The 24910-nt window shown below is 53.6% G+C and carries 20 protein-coding genes; 15 read left to right on the forward strand and 5 right to left on the reverse strand.

The genetic code is table 11. The features are described from left to right. Positions 1-132: 132 nt before the first annotated feature. From C2I18_RS16505 to C2I18_RS16540, 8 genes are all read left to right on the forward strand, one after another. Positions 133-1272 carry a phosphotransferase gene (locus C2I18_RS16505; protein WP_249896854.1) on the forward strand — a complete coding sequence of 380 codons (1140 nt, stop codon included), beginning with the start codon at positions 133-135 and terminating at the stop codon, positions 1270-1272. Positions 1273-1342: 70 nt separating this feature from the next. Beyond that, positions 1343-2089, forward strand: a complete 747-nt coding sequence (locus C2I18_RS16510; RefSeq protein ID WP_249896855.1) for a uracil-DNA glycosylase family protein — start codon at positions 1343-1345, stop codon at positions 2087-2089. Between the two features lie 165 nt (positions 2090-2254). After that, positions 2255-2653: a Na-translocating system protein MpsC family protein gene (locus tag C2I18_RS16515; RefSeq protein WP_249896856.1), complete on the forward strand. Its 399-nt coding sequence runs from the start codon at positions 2255-2257 to the stop codon at positions 2651-2653. Positions 2654-2760: 107 nt separating this feature from the next. Further along, on the forward strand, positions 2761-3546 hold the full coding sequence (locus C2I18_RS16520) for an ABC transporter ATP-binding protein (protein ID WP_249896857.1): 786 nt from the start codon (positions 2761-2763) through the stop codon (positions 3544-3546). A gap of 92 nt (positions 3547-3638) precedes the next feature. After that, entirely contained in the window at positions 3639-4526 is an 888-nt protein-coding gene (locus tag C2I18_RS16525; RefSeq protein ID WP_249896858.1) for an ABC transporter permease, read from the forward strand. A 40-nt stretch (positions 4527-4566) separates the two neighbouring features. Then, positions 4567-5616 carry an ABC transporter substrate-binding protein gene (locus C2I18_RS16530; protein WP_249896859.1) on the forward strand — a complete coding sequence of 350 codons (1050 nt, stop codon included), beginning with the start codon at positions 4567-4569 and terminating at the stop codon, positions 5614-5616. Positions 5617-5644: 28 nt separating this feature from the next. After that, positions 5645-6283, forward strand: coding sequence for a cysteine hydrolase family protein (locus tag C2I18_RS16535; RefSeq protein ID WP_249896860.1), 639 nt, complete (start codon positions 5645-5647; stop codon positions 6281-6283). Further along, the gene (locus C2I18_RS16540) at positions 6280-7767 is read left to right on the forward strand and encodes an MFS transporter (RefSeq protein ID WP_249896861.1); all 1488 of its coding nucleotides are present in this window, start codon (positions 6280-6282) and stop codon (positions 7765-7767) included. The genes C2I18_RS16535 and C2I18_RS16540 overlap by 4 nt, the downstream gene beginning before the upstream one ends. Before the next feature lie 1072 nt (positions 7768-8839). Here the strand turns inward: C2I18_RS16540 and thyX are convergent. Next, the gene (gene thyX, locus C2I18_RS16545) at positions 8840-9541 is read right to left on the reverse strand and encodes an FAD-dependent thymidylate synthase (protein WP_249896862.1); all 702 of its coding nucleotides are present in this window, start codon (positions 9539-9541) and stop codon (positions 8840-8842) included. A gap of 288 nt (positions 9542-9829) precedes the next feature. On the opposite strand from thyX, the gene C2I18_RS16550 reads away from it, so the two are divergent. From C2I18_RS16550 to C2I18_RS16560, 3 genes are read left to right on the forward strand one after another with little or no spacing between them, the layout of a single operon-like run. Continuing rightward, positions 9830-10339 (forward strand): NUDIX domain-containing protein, encoded by a 510-nt coding sequence (locus C2I18_RS16550; RefSeq protein WP_249896863.1) that lies wholly within the window; start codon positions 9830-9832, stop codon positions 10337-10339. Between the two features lie 4 nt (positions 10340-10343). Further along, positions 10344-11096 carry a WecB/TagA/CpsF family glycosyltransferase gene (locus C2I18_RS16555; RefSeq protein ID WP_249896864.1) on the forward strand — a complete coding sequence of 251 codons (753 nt, stop codon included), beginning with the start codon at positions 10344-10346 and terminating at the stop codon, positions 11094-11096. Then, positions 11093-12073, forward strand: a complete 981-nt coding sequence (locus C2I18_RS16560; RefSeq protein WP_249896865.1) for a phosphotransferase — start codon at positions 11093-11095, stop codon at positions 12071-12073. Before C2I18_RS16555 ends, C2I18_RS16560 begins: the two co-directional genes overlap by 4 nt. A 51-nt stretch (positions 12074-12124) precedes the next feature. Here the strand turns inward: C2I18_RS16560 and C2I18_RS16565 are convergent, their stop codons facing one another. After that, a complete protein-coding gene (locus C2I18_RS16565) occupies positions 12125-12877 on the reverse strand; it encodes an SDR family NAD(P)-dependent oxidoreductase (RefSeq protein ID WP_249896866.1) in 753 nt (250 codons plus the stop codon). A 146-nt stretch (positions 12878-13023) separates the two neighbouring features. Between C2I18_RS16565 and C2I18_RS16570 the strand changes: the two genes are divergently transcribed. Beyond that, on the forward strand, positions 13024-13356 hold the full coding sequence (locus C2I18_RS16570) for a hypothetical protein (RefSeq protein ID WP_249896867.1): 333 nt from the start codon (positions 13024-13026) through the stop codon (positions 13354-13356). A gap of 108 nt (positions 13357-13464) precedes the next feature. On the opposite strand, the gene C2I18_RS16575 is transcribed toward C2I18_RS16570, so the two are convergent. From C2I18_RS16575 to C2I18_RS16585, 3 genes are all read right to left on the reverse strand, one after another. Further along, the gene (locus C2I18_RS16575) at positions 13465-15258 is read right to left on the reverse strand and encodes a hypothetical protein (RefSeq protein ID WP_249896868.1); all 1794 of its coding nucleotides are present in this window, start codon (positions 15256-15258) and stop codon (positions 13465-13467) included. Between the two features lie 135 nt (positions 15259-15393). Beyond that, on the reverse strand, positions 15394-16332 hold the full coding sequence (locus C2I18_RS16580) for a hypothetical protein (protein WP_249896869.1): 939 nt from the start codon (positions 16330-16332) through the stop codon (positions 15394-15396). Further along, the gene (locus tag C2I18_RS16585) at positions 16325-16477 is read right to left on the reverse strand and encodes a hypothetical protein (protein ID WP_249896870.1); all 153 of its coding nucleotides are present in this window, start codon (positions 16475-16477) and stop codon (positions 16325-16327) included. Before C2I18_RS16585 ends, C2I18_RS16580 begins: the two co-directional genes overlap by 8 nt. 202 nt (positions 16478-16679) lie before the next feature. On the opposite strand from C2I18_RS16585, the gene C2I18_RS16590 reads away from it, so the two are divergent. From C2I18_RS16590 to C2I18_RS16600, 3 genes are read left to right on the forward strand one after another with little or no spacing between them, the layout of a single operon-like run. After that, positions 16680-18488, forward strand: a complete 1809-nt coding sequence (locus tag C2I18_RS16590) for a vWA domain-containing protein (protein WP_249896871.1) — start codon at positions 16680-16682, stop codon at positions 18486-18488. A gap of 51 nt (positions 18489-18539) precedes the next feature. After that, positions 18540-21929 (forward strand): tubulin-like doman-containing protein, encoded by a 3390-nt coding sequence (locus C2I18_RS16595; protein ID WP_249896872.1) that lies wholly within the window; start codon positions 18540-18542, stop codon positions 21927-21929. Between the two features lie 4 nt (positions 21930-21933). Further along, the gene (locus C2I18_RS16600; protein ID WP_249896873.1) at positions 21934-24336 is read left to right on the forward strand and encodes a transcription initiation factor TFIID; all 2403 of its coding nucleotides are present in this window, start codon (positions 21934-21936) and stop codon (positions 24334-24336) included. Positions 24337-24910 lie beyond the last annotated feature (574 nt).

Raw genomic sequence — 24910 nt, forward strand, 5'->3', positions numbered from 1 at the left:
AAATAAAAAGACAACGCCGCAATAATCTGCGGGGTTGTCTCCGGAACTGCCGGAAAAGCATTGCCCTTCATTTCAATAACTGACCAGATTATATCATGTATATTTACAAAAATGGAATAAGGAGGTTTGCGCATGGGACTGACGATTACAAACGAAACGAAGCTGCCTATCGAGGAACGGATGGATCAGTTATACATTGGTGTCGGGAACTTGTTTAGCCGCTCCGTGGTTGAAATAACGACAGTTACCTGTGAGGACCTCGGTTATGCAACCCCTAATTTTACAACGGCCGGAGTCTATCACCTCCATGGTCATGCCATTGTAGATCATGTACCGCTGCCCTGGTCTCTGATTCTGAAGATTATTCAGCAGGACAGCGGTGAGAAAGAGAACCCTCAGCATCATAATTACTGGAGGCGGGAGGCGCTTGTGCTTCAATCCGGGATTCTGAAAGAACTGCCTGAATCCGTCCGGGCGCCTGAATGTTATCTGGTACAAGAACAGCCGGATGGAACGATATGGCTGTGGATGGAGCGGGTGGAGGGGGAGGTCCCGGCTTCACTTGAACAGTTTGAAAGCATTGCCTTTCGGCTAGGCTGTTTTAATGGTGCATATCTGACAGGAAAAGAACTGCCCCGTGCAGAATGGATCTGCCAAAGCTGGCTAAAGTCCTGGACGGCGGCGAGCAGGAAGTATGCGCCGAGTACAGAATCCTATACGAGCCGTCTGCACACAAAGCATGAGCTTGACATCTGGGCATGGTATAAGGATTTTGACCGCCAAATCGGCGGTTACCTGAATGCGCTGGAGCGGCTGCCGCGTGTGCTGGCCCATCAGGATCTGAGTCAGATGAACATGCTGCTTGCCCGTGAAGACTTTCTTGATGCCCCGCTCATGCTGATCGACTGGCAGTTTATGAGTATTTCCGGTATTGGTGAAGACTTGGGCAAGCTGTACGGGGTGAACATGAGCCTGGGAATTATCCCCGAGAATGAATACGAAGTTTTTCGTGAAGCGTTATTCACTTCATACATGCAAGGTCTCAGGTCTGCGGGGTGGAGGGGGCTGGAGGTTCAGGCAAGGTACGGGTTTTGCGTGAGCACTGCCTTAAGGAGTGTCTGGGAGGTACCGCAGTTTTTTGCGGCCGCTGGGCAGCTGGAGCATGATCCGCATAACACCGGGCTTGAGGAGCGCTACACACGTCTAACGAAGATTATACAGGTACACCGGCAGATGGCCGGGGAAGCAGACAGAATACAAAGATATCATTGAGCTGGAGGGCGAACAGTATCATTACTACACTCTTACTAAAAGCAGCCGGGATAACCTGCAGTGAAAGACTATGCTGATATCACAGCATCTGGAGCGCTATAGCGGGGCTATACTTTCACTTCCTGTGGATAGATCCCTCCTCAAAAAAGATCTGCTGATCCGTGAATTCCTGATGGCGGAGAACGGCGGTCTGAAAATGTATTACGCACCGCATAACGAATATATCAACAGCACCGCGAAGGTAATGATCATTGGCCTGACGCCAGGGTGGACACAGATGAAAACTGCCATGGAAGCGGCCAGAGCGGGCCTTGCGGCTGAGCTTTCCGGCGAAGAGATATGCAAAAGAGCCAAAGAGGCGGCGAGCTTTGCCGGCCCGATGCGAAGCAATCTGATCCAGATGCTGGATCTGCTGAAGCTGCCGCAGGCGCTGGATATTCCGGATTCGGCCGGATTGTTTCAGGAACAGCGGAGTCTGCTGCATACGACCTCTGTGCTGCGGTACCCGGTATTTGTGGAGCAGCGGAATTACAGCGGCACGTCTCCGGGACTGCTGAACAGTCCTTTTTTAAAAGAAAAAGCGCTGCGGTCAGCAGCAGAAGAGCTTACGCTGTTACCCGGGGCACTGGTTATTCCTCTCGGAACCGTGGTGGAGAGCGTACTGCAGCAGCTTGTACAAGCGGGGGAGCTTGATCCCGGGCGTTGCCTGTGGGGATTTCCGCATCCTTCCGGCGCCAACGGGCACAGACACCGGCAGTTTGCTTCCCGGAGGGAGCAGATGGGGGCAAGGATGAGTCGTTTTTTCACTAACAAATGAGCAGCGAGTGTAAGTATACCTAACAATAAAATGCTTGATTCTTGTTTTGCGTCACTTTATATAACATTTTAATATTGACAACTCTCTGTATTTATCTATAATGATGTATAAGTAATAGGAGATAGCACAGTTTTTAGTTATTATGTAGTTTTTGCTGACATTACAATGAGCTATAAAGGTGTGACTGCGATGATCGCTTCCGCCGGACAATGGAAACAGGATATTCTTCGAGTGTACAACGAGATCAACAAGAAGCTGTTCAACGCCGGCGTCAAGCAGCAGAAGGTCGATTTTGTAGGGAACAAGATCATTATCCTATCCGTCAACAGCCGGGTCCCCGTACTGAAAGTGCTCGACACCCATCATGCTTCTGCCGGGCGTGAAATTAATCTGGTGCTGCATGAGGTGTTCAAGAAGGAGATCAGGCAGGCTTTTATGGATGAATTTCAAGTGAATATCAAAGCCGTTCTTAAAGATTATGATGTGGAGACCGAGTATTCCGGTACGATCATAATTTTGGAGAAGGATTTGGAGCAGTACCTGAACGTTACGCTGGAACTCTGAAGAGAGCCGGCCTGCCGTCAGTTTTAAGATTCGAGCCCCGGTGGGCTCTGTCTAAAGCTGGCGGCTTTTTGCATATGTGGAGATTTTCATTAGGGAGGATGATTGAGATGAACACAAAGATTGAGATTGCCGGAGTAAGCAAGTGGTTCCGCCGGGACGGTCAGGAAATTATCGCCATGCAGGAGACCAATCTTTCGATCGAAGAAGGCAGGTTCGTCAGCATTATCGGCCCCAGCGGCTGCGGGAAATCTACGCTTTTTAATATCATTGCAGGCCTCATGCCTCCATCTACGGGCCGTGTGCTGGCTGACGGGGAAGATATTATCGGCAAAACCGGACATGTAGGCTATATGCTGCAAAAGGACATGCTGCTGCCTTGGCGGACGATCCTCGACAACATCATTCTGGGGATGGAAATCCGCGGTGTACCGCGGAAGGAAGCCGTGGCCCGTGCGCAGCCGCTCATGGACCGTTACGGGCTGAAAGGCTTCGGCGGGCATTATCCCGCCGAGCTGTCCGGCGGCATGCGGCAGCGGGCGGCGCTGCTCCGGACACTGCTGTATGACCGGGATATTATTTTGCTGGACGAGCCCTTCGGTGCGCTTGATGCCCAGACCCGGCTGACGATGCAGAACTGGCTGCTGGAAATCTGGGAGGATTTCCGCAAGACGGTGCTCTTCGTTACTCACGATATTGATGAAGCGATCTACCTGTCGGATGACATTTATGTGTTCTCCGGACGTCCGGGAAGAATTATTTCCAAGATCTCCGTAGACATGCCGCGTCCGAGACATATGGAAGATACCGTATCTGCTTCCTTCATGGAGCTTAAGGCCCATTTGCTGGACCTGCTCTCCGGCAGCGGCAGTGAACCGGCTGCCCATATCTCCTGATTCACAGGTTTGGCAGGCCGTATAGCCGCAGCGTGCAGGATTTAAACACGTCAGGGGATTTCAACTCACATTACTTAAGGGGGAGAACGTCAATGGAGAGTGTGCAAAAGAAGGGTTATGTCATTCACAAGCTGGAAGCTGCGGGGCCGGCCATCGCCAGGCCCGAGAAAAAGCAGGCAGAGCCGTTCATCCAGGATGAAGAGGCGGCAGCGCGCCGGACTAAACGGGTAATCACCGCCGGACGGCTGACGGTAGCGCTGCTGATTGTGGTCTGCTGGGAGCTGTTTACAAGGATCGGCTGGATGGATGCCTACTACTGGAGCAGTCCGGTGCGTATCCTCAGCACGACCTGGACACAGATTACAGAGGGTACGCTGCTTGAAGATATCGCCTACACGTCCAGCTCTACGATTCTTGGTTTTGTGGGCGGCACACTGATCGGATCACTGCTGGGCCTCTCCTTTTGGTGGTCGCGGAAATTTGCCGGTATCAGCGAGCCGTTCCTGATCCTGCTGAACGCTATGCCGAAGCTGGCGCTTGCACCGGTATTGGTTATTCTGCTTGGTATCGGATTTTTCTCGAAGGTCGCGCTGGCTTTTGCCATGACGGTAGTAGTCGCAGCCTTGTCGGCGCACAGCGGCGTGCAGAGTGTGGACAAGGATATGGAGAAGCTGATGTACTCCCTGGGCGCCAAAAGGCATCAGGTGTTCACCAAGGTAGTTATCCCGTGGGCCATGCCGTGGATGATCAGCAGTCTGCGGATTAACATTGCCCTGTCGCTGGCCGGAGCCATTGTCGGAGAGTTCATCGCTTCAAGCCACGGAATCGGGCGGATGGTCATTTATGCCGGGACGATTCTGGATATCAATCTGGTCTGGGTAGGGGTTGTTGTCTTGTCGGTACTGTCCATGGTGATGTACATGGGGGTTGTGCTGCTGGAGAAATGGCTGTCCAAGGGTTACGGAATGAAGAAAGCTTAGCAGAGATCATCTAAATTATTGAACAAAAGGGGAGAATGGAATGAAAAAAACAAATAAGTTCAAGCTGTCCGCCGTCCTGCCGCTTGTCTCCGCTGTGATCCTGCTGTCCGGCTGTGGTGCCAAAGGGGCAACAGATGCTGATGCCGCCGCTGCCGGCAAAGAAGGGCTGAAGAAGCTCGTCATCGCCGAGCCGCTCCACTACACCGGCTATCTGCCGCTGTATGTAGCCCAGCGGGAGGGTTATTTTGCAGAGGAAGGGCTTGAGGTTCAGATGCTGCAGGCTGCGGGCGGCGCGCATGTCACTTCAGTGGTCAGCGGGGATGCCTGGGGCGTAATCGGCGGCCCGGAGTCAAACGCCTTGGCGAATATCGGAAACTCCGATCCGATTATTTCGGTCAGCAATGTCGTCAACCGTGCGAATGTCTATCTGATGGCCAAGAAGGGGACGGCACCTGCGGGAGACTCCAATGAGGAATTAAAAGCTTTTATGGAGGGCAAAAAAGTAAATGCCGGACGCCACGGCGGAACACCGAATTTGCTGACCCAGTATCTGCTGCTGGAGCTTGGCCTTGATCCGCAAAAGGATGTACGGCTGCTGGAGCCGGCAGACGGTTCGACGGTTGTAGCGATGGTGCAGCAGGGCGCAGCGGATATTGCTAACGGGGCTGAGCCGCAGATCAGTGACGGGATGGAAAAGGGCGTGTGGGACGAGCCGTTTTATAAGTTTCATGACATGGGCGACTATGCGTATTCGGTCCTGAGTGTAAAGAAATCGACGATTGAGAAGGACCCGGAAACGGTGCAGAAGGCAGTAAACGCGGTCGTCAAAGCCCTGAAGGCGATCCGGGAGGATGAAGCGATGGCGATGGAGGTGCTGAAGGCGGAGTTCCCGACTCTTTCGGATACGGCGGCGCAGGCGGCGCTTGACCGGGCGTTCGAGGATCAGCTGTGGAGCCCGGACGGAATCATCTCGGAAGAAGCGCTGGGCAAGGATATGAATGTGATGATCAAGACGGGGATTTTTAAAGGTGAATATACCTATGACGGGCTTGTGGATATGCAATTCGTTAACAAGACAGCCGGAAACTAAGCTTTTTATAAAATAAAGAGGTGACGATATGGAATTGACTGCAGATCTGATTATGCCGGAAAGAACAGCACTTATTATTGTAGATGTACAAAATGATTACTGCCACCCGGAAGGCGCGCTTGCCTCAGCAGGAAATGACGTAACCGCCGTAAAAGAAATGATGCCGCGGCTCCACGGGCTGATTGCGGCAGCGAGAGCACACAGTGTCCCCATTATATACATTCAGACCTTTCATGAGAGAGCTACGGATTCGCAGGTGTGGGTCTCGCGTTCCGGACGCGGTTCGCTTGGGGTGTGCCGCAGGGGAAGCTGGGGAGCGGAGTTTTTTGAAGTGGCGCCGCTGCCGGATGAAATCGTGGTCAACAAACACCGCTACAGCGCGTTCATTAATACCCGGCTCGACTCTGTCCTCCGGACACTGCGGGTCGAAACGCTGATTATGACCGGGGTAAGCACCAATGTATGTGTGGAATCGACGGCCCGGGACGGTTTTATGCGGGATTATCACATCGTGCTGGCTGAGGATGCCTGCGCATCCTATTCCCGGGCGGCACATGAGATGACGGTGGAGAACATGAAGGGATATTTCGGTGTAGTCTCCAAGGCGGCTGAAGTGGAGGAGAACTGGAGCATCTGGAGCCAGTCTGCGCTGCAAAATATTTTATGAATGCCCCGGGTGCGGGGGCGTCTCAGCAGGTAAACCTGTCAGCTGTTAAGGTAGTCATCTGTCTCGGCGCCTTCCTGTCCAATCTGTCTGCCGGCATGTTCAATATCGCGCTGGTTGATATTTCAGCGGATTTGCATATTCCGGTAGCTTCGGCCCAATGGGTAGTCAGCATCTACCTGCTGGTGATCTCCGTGCTGCTGCCTGTAATGGGCAGGCTCGGAGATATGCTCGGGCGGCGGAAGGTGCACAACTTTGGTTTGTTCGCCTTTGCATTGGGTGCGCTGGGCTGTGCGCTTGCGCCAAATGCTGCGCTGCTGCTGGGCTTCAGGGTCATTCAGGGAGCCGGTGCCTCGATGTACCAGGCCACGAATATGGCACTGATCGTCTCGGTATTTCCGGGGGAGCAGAGGGGCCGGGCGCTCGGGCTGATGAGCACTTTTGTAGCCGCAGGCTCCATGGCCGGACCGGCACTCGGCGGGTTCCTCATCCAGTGGCTGTCCTGGGAGAGCAACTTCTGGCTGCTGGCTGCAGTGGCCGGAGCTGTGGGGTTGCTCGCGCATCTGCTGATTCCACAGGACACGGAGACAGCAGGCGGAAAGCTGGATCTCGGCCGGACAGCCTGGTTCGCCGTGGCCTTGTCTACGCTGATGATCGCCGTTGATCTTGGCGGCCGGACTTCTTTCCTGTCCCTGCCGGTGCTGCTGCTGTTCACGGCTTCGGCAGGAACGGCTGCTGCTTATGCAGCCCATGCCCGTGCTTCGGGCCGCAGGGGAAGGTCCGCTGCTGTAGCGGCGGGTCCAGAGCCGGCGGATGCCGGGACAGGGTGGAGTAAGGACAATAAGACTTCCGCTGTGTCTGAACGGGGAATGTTCGCGGACAGTAATTTTGTCATGGGAATTGCCATTACGGTGATTACGTATATGGCTGCTTTTGCAGCACAGCTGGCTCTGCCTGCGGTTCTGCGGCTCTCCGGTGCAGAGCCTGCATGGATCGGCCTGATCATGATCGGTTATCCGCTGGCGCTCGTGGTGACGGCGCCGCTATGCGGAGGGATTGCCGACCGCAGAGGCCCGTCCGGCATTCTGGCGGCAGGCCTGCTGCTTATGAGTGCCACGCTGCTGGCACTGGGGTTCGCCGCCCCGGCGCTTGGTGCAGGAGCGATGTTCCTGCCGGTGCTGCTGCTCGGCTGCGCGATGGGCATGATCACCTCGCCCAACACCAGCATTGTCATGGGCCTGGCCGCGAAGTCCAGGCTCGGCATGGTCAGCAGCCTGCTGGCCTTATCCCGCAACATCGGGATGATGTTCGGCACGGCGGCAGGCGGCCTGGTCATTGGCGGCGGGGCCGCAGGACAGGGCGGGATGCACAGGGCTGTGTTCCTGGCCTGCGCGGCAGGCGTGGCAGCGGCCTGTGTCTGGCTGCTGTATTCCTTCCGCCGCAGCGGCAAACGGGAGGGCGCGGGGCTGCGCGGGTCAGCGCGCTGATAGACGTGTAAGGGGCGCGGCTGTACGGGAGCAGTGTGGTGATAAGTGTGGGTGCCAGAGGTGCGCATACTGTACAGGTGTGGGTGCCAGAGATGCGACTTCTGTACGGGACAAATGGTGATAGGTGTGCTAAAAGACACGGCTGTGCAGGTTGGCGTGCTGATTGGGCAATGCTGATCAAGAGGATTTGTGTTATAGACGGGATTAAAGGTATTATTGTTTGAGACTTTGATCGGTTTCGTATGCTGCTTGCTGTAACGGGAAACTCCGCCTATGAGGGCGGAGTTTTTTTGGCTTTCTATCTCGGGTTTAGGGATAAAAAGAAACACTCTAAAGCTTCCTGCTATAAATGAGGAACGGCGTTCTATTGTACTCTATACAGGGCTGTTGATTAGCTGTCATATGGAAAATGGTTGTAGGGAGCGTATACAGATAAAACCTAAGAGGAATTTTTCCATCTAATCCTCCGAAAAATGGCGGTTTTACAATGCTTGTTGGAAAAACTCCACTTAAATGTATTGAGTGAGTCTTTAAAGGCCTTTATCCGTTTGAATAGCTGGAGAATTTCCAACTAAAAGTTATAAATGATGAAAAAGGACAGGATTAGGGGGAGGAAATCCAACTAAAGTCTCCGGCTGTTTTATAAGGATTCTGTTGCACAAAGTGTAATCCCGGCACAAACTACTTAGCTTGCGGGGGACAAACACTACGGTTTGCTCCTTCAACGTACTCTGCATCAGCATTCTATTTTGAACTAACGGCGGAACATCTCTTGAGAGTAACTAGTGTGAAGTAAATGACGTTTAATTGTATTTCCTGCAATTAAAAGACTGTGAAAAACGGAATTTGGAACTTTAACTGTATTCTGTACAGGTAAAAGTGGCGATAATGCTCCTTGGGGGGATATGGCGGTTTTTAATTGCAGAAAGTGCATCTAAGGCCCTTACGGCCCGGAAATAGCCGGCTTTAGCTGCAGGAAATACAACTAAAGCGCCGGTGGGGAACTAGCATCTATAATATGTACATCAGGCAAGGAGCCGGGGGAACAATAGAACGCCGGTTCAACAATCCATTATTTGGACAATAATTCATCCGCAGCAACCGGGAACAACGTCTTCACAATGCTCAGTACCGCTTTGGCGTAATCTTGTATTTCCTGTTGGGCATCGTGTTCCAGCCGTTGGTTCAGGAAGTGGGCGGCAGATTGCAGGGATGCCGTCCAGTACCAGCGGACATACAGGCCGTAGGCCGGCAGGAATAGTCTGGCCTGCTCTGCGCAGATACCGTCAGAGAGGGCGGACTCATATTTTTTCATGCCTAATTCGGTGTAGTCCATCAGCTCCTTCGTATACTTCTCCCCAAGCTCCCAGGCAACAACGCCGCCGCTGCCCTGCTTGGAATTCTCAGGTGCACTCCGCCACTGATCTCCTGAAGGAACATAAAAAGCAGGCTCCTCCGTAATATATCTCCTGCTGGACTCATTCCACGCTTCAAGGCTGTCACCTGTTCCTTCGTAATGGGCTGCTCCGACAACATATTTCCACCACTGTCTGGCGACCATAAGCGGAGCATAGATTTCAAGCTGAATTACCGCATGTCTGAAAGGCGAGGTATGCCCTTCACGGGCCAAAAACTGAATCAGCCGCATGTCCTTTTCGCTCAGCGTTTCCGATTGTTTGGCATAAGAGACCCGGGCCGCATTTACCACGGTCAGATCACTGCCCATGTGGTCCACCAGCCGTACGTACCCTTTATCCAGAACGTTAATTAACATACTAACAACCTCCAATGGACTATTCTTTTGTCTAAGCTGAATATGAACTTCTAACTTCTTCTTTATGTACTTTTCAGCTGGCTGATGTACTGAGCATACTTATTTGCTCATCGGCACGCATTTTCAGCGGAAGGTTATCGGTTTAAGCACCCTTGTGTCCGTTATCCGCTTTCGGCAGCACTCTCCATACACAAATCATAGCTTATTTATTTATGTAATGCATGGTATAATTTTCCTGTGTGTTTGCTGAACACTTCATTGATGCGGATAAGTGGCTGGAGGGGATTTATGGTACGGCTCAGGCAGCTGGCAGTGGCTTTTTTATTGAACGATCGGATGGAGATGCTGTTTCTGCAAAAGAAAGCTGAAAGCGCATTCCTTCCCGGATATCTCGTTCCCGTTGGAGGGCACATGGAGGAGGGTGAATTTAATGATCCGCTGCGTGCCTGCATTAGGGAGATTAAAGAGGAAACGGGGCTTCCAGAGCAGGCGGTCCACAACTTGTCCCTCAGGTACATAGTTCACAGGATCAGGAGTAACCGGGAAATCCGGATCCAGTATGTCTATACCGGTCATGTGCCGCCAGAGAGCGTTCCTGCAGGGAGTGACGAAGGACAGTTGCTGTGGGTGGACCGTAACAGGCTGGACAGCCGGCAGATTACTGCCTCCACGAAGGCAATCATTGATCATTATTTTGCAAAGGGAATACATAACAAGCAAATTTATACCGGTACACTATACGCGCAGAAGGGACAGGCTGTTATGGGCTGGAGTGTGCTGGAGGATTGGGAGGCGTAACAGAGTGACAGAAGACACGGTTTCAATTTTGGGTGTGCCGTTCTCCAAGCTGACGCTTGAGGAGACGACGCTGTATCTGGCAGAGCAGATCCGCAAGGAGCGTTCCGGTCTGTTCCATTTAATTACGGCTAATCCGGAGATTACGCTGGCCAGCCAGACTGATGAGCTGCTGCGGGAAATTATTCATTCTGCGGACCTGGTGGTTCCTGATGGCATCGGGATTGTGCTTGCGGCCAAAAGACAAGGCGATCCCATCCCTGAACGTGTAACCGGATATGATCTTTTGCTGCGGCTGCTGGAAAAGGGGAATGAGCAGGGGTGGAGCTTTGATTTTCTGGGAACGGATGAGCAGACGAGCATGCAGGCTGTGGAGAAAATCTCTTACAAGTATCCCCAGGTGAAGATTGCCGGGAGGCATCACGGTTTTTTTGATGCGGAGGAGGAGCTGCAGATTATAACTGAAATTCAGCGCTGCGGGCCGGATGTGCTGATTCTCGCTATGGGAGCGCCGTATTCGGATAAATGGCTGAATAGGCATAAAGCGGAGCTGGCCGGGGTGAAGCTTGTTTTTGGCGTCGGAGGCAGCCTGGATGTGATCTCGGGAAAAGTGAAGCCTGCACCGGCAGTCTGGAAAAAGCTGAATCTGGAGTGGGCGCATCGCCTGCTGTTCGCTCCCGTGGCCAAGGGCCAGAAATCCCGCTGGCGCAGACAGGCTGCGCTGCCCAAATTTGTCTACCGGACGATGATCCGCAGATGACAGACAGCTGCAAATTGACCGGTCTGCTAAAAGACACGGTATACTGCTTCGTGTCCCCTGATGCCCAAGTGTTAAGCGTCGAGAGCAGTCCAATATCGGCAGGCAGCCGGGCTGTTGAGCTGTCGAGGCACCGGCTGAAGCTCGGGGTGAGCTCCGGGGAAAATGAGGCTTCCACTGGTGCGTCTGATTCAGAAATTTCGCTGATTACCAAACTGGCCAATTATAATGAACGTTCTGCCCTGTCCCGTTTATATGCACAAGGAGCAAAGGTTCCCTTCAGCTTGTCGAATCAGCCGCAATGTGAAGGGCGCAGCCTGCTCTGTATTCAAGATGTGGATGATCAGACAGATTACAGCAGACTGGATATTGCCGCGCTTGAGGCTAAAGAAATGCAGGCACTCGCCTATATTCACAGTAAGAACCTGGGCTGCAGGGAGGAAGTCCCCTGGCTGCCGGTGGTTGACGAGGATCAGATTGCTGTGGCGGTCGGGCACTGGTGGAAACCTGCGTGGAAAGCGGCGAAGAGCCATCCGGATTTTGCCGGGACATTCGGTGCAGAACGGCTTGCTGAAATTGAAAGTGTGGCGGAGGGGATCGTCAGTGCAATGGTTCCGGTCATTGAGGATACCGCCACCTATACGATGATCCACAATGACTTGAATCCGGGCAACGTGCTGGTGCATAACAACGAGGAGGTCTACTTCATTGACTGGGAGGAAGCCTGTTACGGCTCGCTGTTCCTGGATATTCCTATGCGCTGCAGCAGCGTGCGGCAAGCATTTGCCTACAAGAAATACTTGAACAATTACGGATTAGAGATTCCGGATGCGAAGTTTGCGGAGCTTTTTGCCGTCGCCTCCCGGTATCTGGGCCTGCGGTATATGTGCTGGAATCTTGGAGTATGGGAGCATAACGAGCGGGCTAAAGCTGATTTGTGCAAATATATGGATATGGTTACCCGGCCTTTATTCAGCTAAAAAAACAGACCTTGCCGGCCTGAGCCCGCGAAGGTCTGTTGTCGTATTTTATTAAATTACATAAGGTGTTGCTTCGATCGTTTCTGCTTTGGCTACAGCAGCTTCCAGCGTCATCCCGGTGAAATTCTGCGCATGGAGGAACCGTCCGCTTTTCTTGTCATCTACAAAGGCCCCGACAGCAATGCCGGGAATAACGCTCTCTACGGGGCTTGTGGCATTCGGGCCGCCGAGATCGGTTCTGCACCAGCCCGGATCAGTCAGACTGATAATAACATCGGTTCCGTCCAGACGTGAGGCCAGATCCTTGGTGAATTTATCAAGCGCTGCTTTGCTGGCGGCATAACCGGCCTGTTCGGGTTCATTTTTGATGCCGCTGGTGGTATTGATGACCCGCCCGAAGCCGCGCTCCAGCATTTTGGGAATTAAGCGGTTGCATATTGTTGCAACAGAAATGAAATTAATCCGGAAGCTCTGCTCAAAATCTTCTGCCGGCGTATTCCAGTAATCTGTCCGGTAAGCAATTTGTACGGCGGCATTGTTAAATACAATGTCTACTGCCACACCTTTAGCTTCGATTTCATCCAGCATGGCAGCCACTTCATCGTGATTCGCAAGTTCGGCATGCACACAGCAGGCTTCAACGCCGAGCGCTTTGACCTCCTGCTCCACCTTGGCTGTATGTGCCAGGTCTCTGCTGTGCAGAATCAGATTGCAGCCCTGCTGTGCCATGAATATCGCGGTCTGGTAACCGACGCCCCGGCTTGCTCCTGTAATCAATGCCCATCTGCCTTGTATGTTTACCATGAATATCGCTCCTTGTCTGAGAATGGACAATAATACTCCACAGCAAGTCTAGCATAAATCCGCTTACAATTATATCTGATCTTCGGCTGAATCCGCGGCTGCTGTTCTGGGTAAGTATAGGTAAAGGAAACCAGGAGGGGATAGAAGTGGCCAATCCGATTAAGGAATTCAAGAACAGCATTGACGGCCTGAAACAGTCGCTGGACGGGGTGAAGCAGTCCGTGGACCGGCTGAAGGAGCCTGTGGATGAAGTGAAGACCAATATCCAGGAAACACTGGATGAGGCCAAAAGCCGTTCGGAAGGCGTCAAATCCGGGGTGAAGCGCGTGAAAGCATCCGTGCAGGAGACCAAGACGGTATTGGGCGAGGTGAAGGAGACGGTATCAGGCGCAGCCGGAGCAATCTATACCCAGGAGCGTTACCAGCGCCTCAAGAGCCGCAAGAGAAGGCAGGGCATTGCCGGAGCAATCCGGCACTGACAATAGTGTGCATACAGCCCGGAATGTCATATACGAAATGAACAAAGACGCAAGGAGGAGAACGATGCCATCGTCCAGCCTTGCGTCTTTGTTGTGCGGTAGGATCGGTTAAGGTGCGGTCAAGCTCAGGCTTGCTGCGGAATCAACCATAAGTACAGGAACATACTCCGTACCAAGGTTCGTCTCCATGACATCATAATTACTCTGGAATTGGCCGCTGATAACGGCAGAGCCTGTGGTATCGCCGACATTGCCCTGAAGAATTATATATCTGTCTCCGGTGACGGCCACAATTCTTCCATAGTTATCATAGAAGATTTCGGCGTTCAGCGAGATGTTCTCGTAAGGATAGAGCTCGAGATCACCGGCACTGATGAGCCTGTATTCCTGATGAATTTCAGCAAACTGGTACATCCCGTCCACCTGACGGTATATTGCGGTTTGTCCGTCCACGCCATCCCCGATATCCGCATTCAAAACGGTAACCGACAGATCCTCCTGCACCAGCTCATAGCTGTCCCCGGCAAAAGAAAACAGCGGCGTTATCCCCTCAGGCCTGATGGTGTAAGCGGCAAAATCTGTCCGCCCGTCATCACGGCTGCCTTCACTTACAACAACCGGAACCCCGGCCAGGGCGGATAATCTGGTGTCAAAATCAAGACTCCGGAGGTTTTCATAACCGGGTACAATATCGCCAGTCAAGGTGGAGACAACACCCTCCCCCGTCATGTCCGCATAGTGTAACCTTCCGCTGCGGTCTGTTCCGGCTGCAGCTACCCGTACACCGTATTGTCCGGTAACGGAGGCCACTTGTGCATAGCTGTCCGGTTCTTTACCGCCCGGCAGCAGCCGCACCGGTTCGGCTATGTTCCAGGCCAGCTGGGCAGCGGCTATGTTCTCCGTGGTGTCTATTATAGAAGCGAGTTCACCATAGAGCTGAATGGCTGCTGCATACTGGCCGCTGCGCACCATTTTTCCGCCGGATCTAATGAGCTTGGCTGTGGTGTTGTCAATCACCGTCAGCGTCTGGGAAGCCGTAAGTCCTGCCGAAGCTGCGTATTCCCGGTAGGCTGTGACATGGCCTGTGAAAGCGGCCATATTATCGTTATCCACATCCTTGGTAAGGATAAGTGTGGCACTCTCCTCTGCCTGCTTCTGAATCCAGGGAGCCTCATAGCTGTGGCTGCTGTACGCCTCCTGCATGGACAGGGCGCTGCCGAGCAGACCGGTAAAGTTCCCTGCTCCCGTCAAAGCCTTGAGCCCCGCTATATCATGAGCCCGGAAAGCATCTGCCAGCAATTTCTCCTTGGCTTCATTTCCTCCATAATAAGCACCCGGAATCAGCAGCAGATTCCACTTAAAGCTGTCAGGGCTGCCGGAACTGTCTTCCGTACTGCCGCTGTTCTGACTGTCTGTCATCTCACCCAGAAACTGCGTCTTAAACTGCTGAAATCCGGCTGTCATCTGTTCGGAAATCCCTGAATCGGCTGACAGCTGGCGGTAATAGGCCTCATGAGGTCCGCCTGCCTTCATATATTCGGCTTTGAGGCTGAGCAGGGAGGCGTAGCTCTCCATGAATCCGCTAAAATCCCTGGTGACCAGCTGGTCTGTCACCTTCAGCACAAGAGTGCGCAGCCCGCTGCGGATGGCGCTGATCGGTGCAAGCTCCGCGAGCCGGGCATCCACCAGCTCTTCTTTGTACAGGATGGCAGAGTTCGAGTCCGCCTGGCGGAACTGATTCTCTGCAGCGATCAGGTCTCCGGCCGCGTACAGCCGCTCGGCTTCCTGAACCATTGTGATCTTATCGTCAATCCGGAATGCTTTCCGGCCCAGAAGGACAACCATGAAGATACACAAAATAATCATAATATTGCGCAGGGTTATCGCCTGTTTGAACGTCATATAATAGTAGCCCCTTTTTTAAAAAATATAAGAAGGTATAACTTGGTGTCATACTTCATTCTTATATTCCCTGCAGAACCGGCTCCGCTCCTGATCATAGGGCAGGCCGTTTCTTTGTGTGCAGGCATTCCTATTTCATCGGGCGCTGTCCTGAACATCAGGATCCCAGCGGTATTTGGCTTCACGGACCTCTGCGAGCTTAAGGTCGAGGCCGTTCCACGGTTCATAAGGATTTGCTGAAATCAGCCTGGATAAGCGCAGGAAACGGTCCTTGGGCAGCTCATCTATGTATCTTCCGATCATGCCGGAGTACAGCAAAGCGTAGCGTTTCATGCGGACGGCCGCGCCGGCAACACCTGTCAGGATAGCAATCCCGTCCTTCATTTCAAGGATTTGCGTCTCGTAGGCTTTCACATAACGCAGCGTCCGGTCCTTGATGAGATCGGGCCGGACCTTGGCAATTTCGCCGATATATTCAGCCAGCAGCGGTTCGAAATCCTTCAGCAGCAGCTGCTCAAGTTCCAGGTTCATGTCCTTGCGGAGCTGAAAGCCGTGCAGAAGGGCAACGCGCTGGCGGGCAATCCGGTCACCGCGCAGCAGGACGGAGATTTCGCGCAGCTTCTCATAAGCAAGCACATCATTCTCGCGGAGTACGGAGACCGCCTCCTGGCGGTTGATCTCCAGGCCTTCTTTGATCGTATCTATATTCCGGCCGAGCAGTTCGTTCAGTGCATACAGATTTTCGTTCTGTCTTACTCTGCGCTGCGTATAGTAGAGCAGTCCGGCCAGTATGATGCCTCCGGCTGCGCACAGCATCATTTCCTGCAGGCTCTGGCCGAAATAGACGGAGATCAGGGTGAGCAGGAGGACCAGCAGGAGCCGGGTATGCATCTTGCGGCCGGCCAGGCGGGCAGCCTGCTTCTCAACCCCGGTCAGTGCAGCGCGGCCACATTTGCCGCAGCGCTCTTCGCCAAGCGCGGTATAGCGTCCGCAGTGCCGGCAGATGCGCAGTTTATCGTAAGCGTAGCGGGGGGCCTTGAAGGGGCGGAACGTTACGGGTCGCTTCTTATTCACGGGCACGGTCGCCTCCGTTCAGCGCGGCCAGAAGCCTCTCGTCAATGTCATCACGGCCCAGCGGCTTGCGCCTGCGCGCGGCATATAGAGAGATCTGAATTACGGCATAAAGAAACGTAATTCCGAGAATGACGTATGAAATCATGGAACTCTTCCTTTCTTCCTGGAAGCACGGCGGTCCGGACATGTAACGGAAAAGACAATCCTGCATGTACGGTGCCGGTTCTGCGGTCCTAAAGTTGAAGTTTACAAGGTTTAATTATATCATAATGGCATGCTATTTACAGAATTTAGCTAGAACGACGAACAGTCTGCCAACCGAATTTAACACAAGAGGAGCCATCTTTATGCTTCGTACAAGAACACTCAAGCAATTCATGCAGGTTATCCTTACGCCGCTGCTCGCCCTGTGCCTTACTGCAGCACCGTTTGCGGCCGGCCGGGCAAGCGCTGCTGCACAGGCGCCGTCCCAGATTGACGCCGTGCTGCTGATCGATGTCAGCAACTCGATGAATACGAGCGACAAGAACAAAATCGCCAATGAGGCGATGAAGATGTTCATAGATATGCTGTCCACACAAGGTGACAAGGTCGGAATCGTAGCCTACACCGACAAGGTGCAGCGGGAAAAAGCCCTGCTGCAGATCAATTCTGCAACTGACAAGGAAGATCTCAAGGAATTCATCGACGGCCTGAACCGCGGAGCGTATACCGATATCGCCGTAGGGATGGAAGAAGCCGTCAAGGTGCTGGAGAACGGCAGCGACCCGGATCATGAGCCGATGATCGTCATGCTCGCTGACGGCAATAACGATCTTGATGAATCGACCGGACGGACACAAAGCCAGTCGGATCAGGAGCTGGATGCTGCGGTGGAGACCGCCAAGCAGAAGGGTTATCCGGTATATACAATCGGCCTGAACGCCGACGGCAAGCTGAACAAGGAAATTCTGGCCGGGCTGTCGGATGAGACAGGGGGCAAGGCCTTCACGACGGATTCCGCCGATGATCTGCCGCAGATTCTCAGCGAAATTTTTGCCAGCCATCTGAAGCTCAAGGTGGTACCTGTACAGTCGATTACAGCGGACGGCAGCTTCCAGGAGGTGACGGTGAACGTCCCTAACGAAAGTGTGCTGGAAGCGAATATTTCTATTATGTCATCACAGCCCGTCACTGCCAAGCTGACCGATCCGTCCGGCAAGGAGGTCCAGATTCCTTCAGATGAAGTCCTGTTGTCGAAATCGGCAACTTACAGTCTGATCAAGCTGCTCTCTCCCCAGGAGGGAGACTGGAAGCTGCAGGTAAAGGGCGTGCCGAAGGATAAGATCGATATCAATCTCGTGTTCAACTATGATCTTGAGCTTCAAATCGATGCAGTGTCATCTACTGCCTTCAAGAAGGGCGACAAAATTGATATCTCATCACACCTCTACAGCAACGGCACTCAGGTAACACTCAGTAACTTGTATCAAGATATGAAGGCAGTGCTGCTTGCCACGGATGTGGACACCGGAACAGTAGAGGAGATTCCGCTGGATAATTCCGGCGCTGTGTTCAAAGGAACCTTTGAGATCAAGGACAGCCATGATTACGAGCTGAAGGTCCGTGCGGAGGAGAGCAGCTTCTACCGGGAAAGTGATGTCCTGAAGATTAGCGCCAAGACAGGAGCTGCGGCTACAAGCGGAGCCGGAACCGGCGGCAATACAGGTGAAGAGCTCGCTGCGGACAGCGGCTCCTCCAAGACACTGTACTTTGTTATAGGCGGCCTTATACTGCTGATTGCGGCGGCTGTGGCACTTTGGATGCTGCGCAAGAAGTCCACCCGAGGTTTTGTGGGCCAAATGGTAGTGGAAGTGGTGGATGGAAATACCGGAGAGAAGACTTATCCGCAGTATAAGAAGCTGTCGGCCTTCCGCGGTAAATTCACCCTTCACCAGCTGCTGCAGCTTGCACCGGAGCTGAAGGAGAGTGAGAAGCTTGTCTTCACTCCGGGCAAGAATGACCGGCTGCTGCTGAAAGGCGGAGAAGGGCTTTCTGTAGAAAGATCAGGGCGTGCTGCCGATATCTCGCGCGGCCTTGAACTGAAGAGCGGCGACCGGATTTCCGTCAATCTGCAGACTGTAGACAAGACGATTCAACTGGAATATTTGATATAGGACAGCAGGATTCATACTGAACGCTGTCAATAATGCTTAGGGGGAGAACCTATGAAACCGGTAGTAAGAGAACATATTCAGCAGCTAGACGTATCGCTGGGCGGGGGCATTGTCAGCGACAAGATCAGGGTCGATACGATCGATAACCCGATCCTGATTATCGGCCTTGGCGGAACGGGGATCGATGCCCTGCTGCGCCTGAAATACCAGATTAACCGGCGCTTCAAGCTGCCGGAGGATCCGCTGTCCAAGAAAAAACGCGACAAGCCGGACAATGTGGAGTTTCTTGCTTTTGAGACCAATGAACAGGACCGCGGCAAGAAATACAAAGGGATCGGCCTGGATCCGCAAAATGAATTCGTGCTGCTGGCCAACGCCGAAATCGGCGGCCTTCTGCAGAACCGCAGCATTCTCGATCCGTATATTACGGAATGGCTGTCTCCGGAGCTGAGCATCACAGACGGCATGAACGGGGCTGCCGGTGTACGCCAGGCCGGACGGCTGCTGCTGTTCACGAAGATTAACCAGGTCGTCGGCGCCATCGACAAGAAAATCAAGACCCTGTCCGTCGGCACCAGCAAGAAGCTGATGGTATTCCTGCTTACCGGCCTGTCCGGCGGTACGGGCAGCGGCGCTTTTCTGGATATTGCCTACATCGTGCGCGGAATCATTGAGCGGGACTATGGGGCAGCCGGCATCGACCGGGTGAATACACTCGGTTATCTTTTCACACCGGACGTGAATCTGTCCAACAAGAGCCTCAGTGAGCACACGCGTGAGTATATCCGCAAAAACGGTTATGCTGCGCTCAAAGAGCTGGATTACTGGATGAATGTGGACAGCCGGGGTGAGCGTTTCCGCCAGCAGTACGGCAATATTCTGACGGTGAATTCTCCGCTTCCGCCGTTCAACCTGTGCCATCTGATCTCTGCGACCAATACGGAAGGCAAGCTGCTGGAGAACGCCTATGATTACTGCATGAATGTAACGGCAGAGAACATCACGAACTTTATGGCCAGCGAGGAAAAGGCATCCGGCGAAGAATTTGCGATCCATGACTATATCAGTAACATCCGCACGAATATCGCCCAGATGAACAAAACCTATCCTGCCAATTATGAATACAACATCATCGGTGCTTCGTCCGCGGTGCTGCCGATTGAAGAAATGACGACTTATCTGGCCTACCGCCTGTTCGACAAAATGGACAAGATGTTCCAGCAGGCGCCGGGGCAGGAGGATGTGGAGAAGCTGGCGCGCAAGCTAGGCATCGATCTTGACTCCATGATCAAAACCTTTGAATCCCGCGTCCCCGAGCCGCTGCCGGGTTACCAGAACAGCGAACGGCTCAGCCATGCCAATGTCATCAAAAACCAGGTCGTCGATATGGACACAGAGCTGGAGCAAAGCTTTCTGGCCCGGGCGCGTGAAGAGTATATCAAGGCCAAAAAACAGCTGCCGGGCGAAATCACCGGACGCTTCGGCGAGGAGCTGGAGCGGATCTTCCTGCATCCGGAGCAGGGGCCATTCTATGTCTCGCGTCTGCTGTACACCGAGAAGGGCTTCTGTATACTGAAGCTGATCCAGTCTTATATTGAAGCGCTGCGCGAGAGCCTGCTGCGTCTGCCGCGTGACATTGAGACCGCACAGGACAGTGCCGAGGAGAAGCTGGGCGATGCGCGGAGTGCTTTTGTCTCCAAGGAGAAGAAGAAGAACGCTTATATTGAAGCCAAAATCAATGAGTACTGGCTTCATGCCGATGTTGAACGCACAGAGCAGATGATTGAATTCTATGAAGATCTGTTTGAGCTGCTGAATGAGGAGAACAGCCGGATCTACGGCGTATTTACGGAGATTCTCAGCGCACTGAGCTCGATCTTTGAGAAAAACGGCGACATTCTGATTCACGGTGAAGAGCAGGCTGATCATAAAGGGAACAAAACTTACTACTGGAACATCGTCAATGTCCCTGATATTTCGGCGACGATTTCCAAGGTGATGGACCAGAAGGACGGCGACGATCTGATCCGTGACTTTACGCGGGAAATGCTGAAGCATTCCGGACGCTGGGTCAAAGAGCAGGAGATTGACATCGTCCGTTCGATTTCCGAGTTCCTGAGCGACAAGTTCGGCGATCTCATCACCCGTTCCATGGAGGATTTCCTGGTGATGAAATACGGCCGCGAGGAGCCGCTGGACAAATTCGTCGAGCGCATCATCGCCGGCAGACTGGATGAGGACGCTGTGCCGATTTTCCATCTCAGCAACAGCTCCGGCAGCCTGCATTTCCCTTCCTGGGGTTTTGTCTCTGTACCGGTCAAAGCGCCGGGCATTCTGAAGGGAATCCGCAATTACCAGAACAATGCGCTGGGCAAATCCCAGTTCACCGTCAAGGAAAGTGAAGTCAAAAACCGGATTTTCTGGCTGAATACCCGCAACGGGGTGCCGCTGTTCGTGTATACACCGCTGCGTGTATACGAGGAGAACTATGAGCGGACCATTCTCGACAAGGAGGGCATCGGCCGCCATCTGGTGATGACCGACAAGAATAACTGGACGTACCTGCCGTCTCCGATCCCAGAGAGATCATGGGGGGATACTTACGTCAATGAGCGTGTCCGTGAATATAACGCCAGAGTACGCAGTGATTTTGCAAGAGCGCTGGATAGCGGCGTCATTATCGAAAAAGGTCTGGATGAGAATACGAGCAGCCGTTACTCGGTGGTCTTCACCAAACCGTTTGACATCGACAAGCTTCTGAGCGGGTATGATCTGCAGCTTGGCGCGTCGCGTCCTAATCTCGGCGAGGTGAAAAAAGCAGCCGATGAACTGAAGGCGCTGCGCGAGAACGGGCTGGAGCGCGAAGCGGTTAAAGATATTTTTGGAAGTATCAATAATGAACTGGCTAAGGAAAATCTGATCCGCTCGCCGCAGCTGATTACCCGTGTACGGGAGGAACTGGCCAAGTATGATGCACTGGCTGCGAAGGCGGCTGAGCTAGAAGCGCTGCTCCACCAGTACATTGATGAAGACAAGTGGCTGGACCAGTTCATCGAGGCACTCTATACCGATACCATTGTCAAAAAGGGCGCGCTGTACGTCTATGACCGTGATGAGGAAGAGGATGCGTGGGAGCCGTTCGCCAATCTGATGAAGGAACGCAGCTATGTAGAGTATGCCGTATACCGCCATTTCCGCAGCCTGGATGACAAAAGCCGCAGTGTGCTGCTGCGCAAGGCAGCCAGACGCGCCGGGGAAATGACCGCTTCCGAGGATGTTACACCGCTGCTGTATAAGCTGGAAGGACTCTATGTCTCCTTCCTGGAAGCGCGCGACAGTCTGGAATACGAGCGGGTGGAGCATGCCGACGGTGATGAAATGTACAGCTTCTACAAGAGCATCACCGGCAAGCTGGCCAGTATCCGCAGAAAGCTGAAATAATCACATGATCAAATCACAAGTAATCCAATATGCCGTTCAATACGCGGCAGAGGAAGAGGCCCAGCGCAGCAAGGGGGATGGACGCAGCAGCATCCATTACCCTGCCCTGTTTCTGTTCCTTGGCGACAAGGTGTCTCCGGCCATCGGTCCGGTACTGGAGCGATGTGAGCGGAAATGGGATAATGCCGGTGGTGTGATGGCGCTGCATGCGGCTTCGCACAGCACGAACAGCAAGAGCGGCAGCGGTATGCCGGAGGAACGCGGTGACCGTGGACGGGAACGGGTGATGTCCATGGCTTTGCCGGACACGGCGGGGCGTGATCCCCGGACAGTCCGCCAGGATGTCTTCCGCGAGTTCAGCGAGGACAGCCGTTACCTGGCCGGAATGAACCGGAGCCTGCGTCAGCTCAGCAACAGCATAGCGGAGTACGGGCGTCAGTATTCATCCTTTGACGTGATCCATCTCTCCATCATTACGCGGGTCGATGACCCGCTTAATGTGCTGCTGCCGCAGATTACGCTGCTGGCCCGCGCCGTGCTCGGCCAATCCTTCAAATCGGTGCAGACCGATCTGTACGCACTGATCAATGAACGGGAGCAGGGGGAGAACTTCGGTTATTCCAGCTCGGTTGGATTGGCTTTTCTGCGTGAGCTTGATGGCCTGCAGGGAGCAGATTACACCTTCAGCGCACCGCTGCTGGTTACGGAGGACGGGTTGTCCATTCCGGTAGCGCATGGTCCGGCTTCCTTATTCGATCTCGTCTATCTGCTCTCGGATAAGAATGAACGGGGCATGATGTCTGTGCACGGTATGGAGGATAACTATGAGATTATCGCCCATATCAGCCTGCTTAAGAACCGTGTCCGTTCTACGTCAGATCCTGTTACCGGACACGGCGGCTACAACAACATGACCTTCAAAAGCGGGATCCGCGGCAGCACCGGCAGGCAGGGCTATGCATCCGCCGGTTTCTCGGCTGTGCGCAGGCCGAACAAGCAGATTGCCATGGCCGTACTGTATCACGCGCTCCGCTATCTTGCCACAGAGCTGCGCGGGAATGATAAATGGACGCTGCGTGAGCGGCAGGCGATGCTCGGCCTGACTCCGGAAGCGCTGCGCGAACGGGCTGCAGGCCTGCTGCCGGATGAGGAGGCTATTCAGGAAATGACGGGCCTGATGAGCCATGGCCGCCCGTCCTGGCAGGAGCTGAAGCAGCTGTCGCTGCGCGATGCGGAGACGCTGCTCTTCGGCGACGGGGGAGAGGCCTATTTCCGGAGCAATTTTGCCGGAGTGGCCGCGGGCAGGGCTGCGGGCATCGATCCGGCCCGTGAATGGGCGTCAGTGCTTGCGGCTGAGGCCCAGGCTGCTGTGCCGGTGACGTTCTACCAGCTGGCAGAGTGGACTGCCGAGCAGGGCGCAGGCAGTGTGCTGAATGCGCTGCGCCAGCATATGGGCGGCCTGCGCTCGGCCATTGCCTCCGCGCAGGAGGAGCTGGACCGGCTCTACGCGGAGAGCGTGGAGCGCCAGCCGTTCCAGCGCGTTCCGCTGCTGGACAAACGGACAGTGCGCAACTTCATTCATTATTTATTTGCGAGCATTTACGGCCGCAAATACGAATTGCTCCGGCTGCAGAGTGAGCTGGATCTCTGCCGCCGCTATGATGCTGCGCTGGAACAGCTGCATGTACAGAGCAAGGCCCAGGTGCAGACGATGGATGCTCTGGAAGAAGAGCTGCGGGAGCTGGCCTTTGCCAGCATCGGCCGGAGCAATGAGACGATTGATCAGAACATCATGGAGTATTACCGCACGGTGACGGAAGAAGTCATGCGGGATATTGAGACACGGCGCGGCCCTGGCATCCTGTGGAGCGAGCGTTACATGGGCAGCCTCCCGGCGCTGCTGCGGCGCGGCGGCGAAGCCGTCATAGAGCGGCTGATAGAAGTATGCCGCCGCGAGCTGCTGACGGCAGAGCCGTTCGCACTGCCGTTCGAGGAAGAGCTGCTGCGCCGCGCCAATGTCGCGGCCGCTTACGAGAACCGCGAGATTGTCTCCAGGGAAGAGCTGTTCAAGCGGCTCTACCGCAGTCTGGAAGAAGAGGCGGGCATCAACGTCCGCCTGTTCGAATACACGCAGGAGCACCGCCATGAAGAGAGATATTTCTTCGGCGACAGCACCTCTGAATTTCTGCGCTATGCCAATCATGCAGACGAGACCACCCGGATCTACCGGCTCGGCTTCGTGCACGAGCAGCGCAGAAGCGGTGTCGAGAAGCTGAACCTGATGGGCGGCTTCCATCTGGAGGATCTGCTCTACTACCGCAACGGCAAGGTCTACTATGAGACTTATGCCGGCAACGGATACCGCCTGCATGGCGTGGATGAGGAGCAGCTGCCTGAGCTGAGGTGATGCGGGCATTCTGTTGCATTTTATACAGCAGAATCCGGCAGATTCAGTGATTATGGGGAGGATGTCCGGATTCTGCTGCAGATAATGCAATAGAATTGAAATGTGTGTAGGATAAGGTTCAAACTACTGCACAATATGCAGCAGCCCTGTTGATTAACTGTATTACGGAATTATGGAAAATTGTCTTAGGGAGTTAGGGAGTTAGGGAGTTAGGGAGCATGAACAGATCAAGCTAAGTGGAAATTCTCCATCTAATTCTCCGATAAATAACGGTAATCCAATACTTGTTGGAAAAACTCCACTTAAATGTACCGGAAGAATCGCCAAAGGCCCTTATCCGCTCGAATAGCTGGAGAATTTCCAACTAAAACTCTTAAATGAGGAAAAAGTGTAGAATTAGGTGGAGGAAATCCAACTAAGCCCTGTAGCACTCTCCCTATTGCAGAGTTTAGCACACCATATAATTACAGAAAGATGCTTAAATCAGCCCATTAGACACCTTTTTAATACCTTTTTTTGGCGGATCAACACACTTGCACAATATGCAGCAGATGACTGTGAGTGGGGCGGGCGC

Source organism: Paenibacillus sp. PK3_47, assembly GCF_023520895.1.
Lineage (GTDB): Bacteria > Bacillota > Bacilli > Paenibacillales > Paenibacillaceae > Paenibacillus_AQ.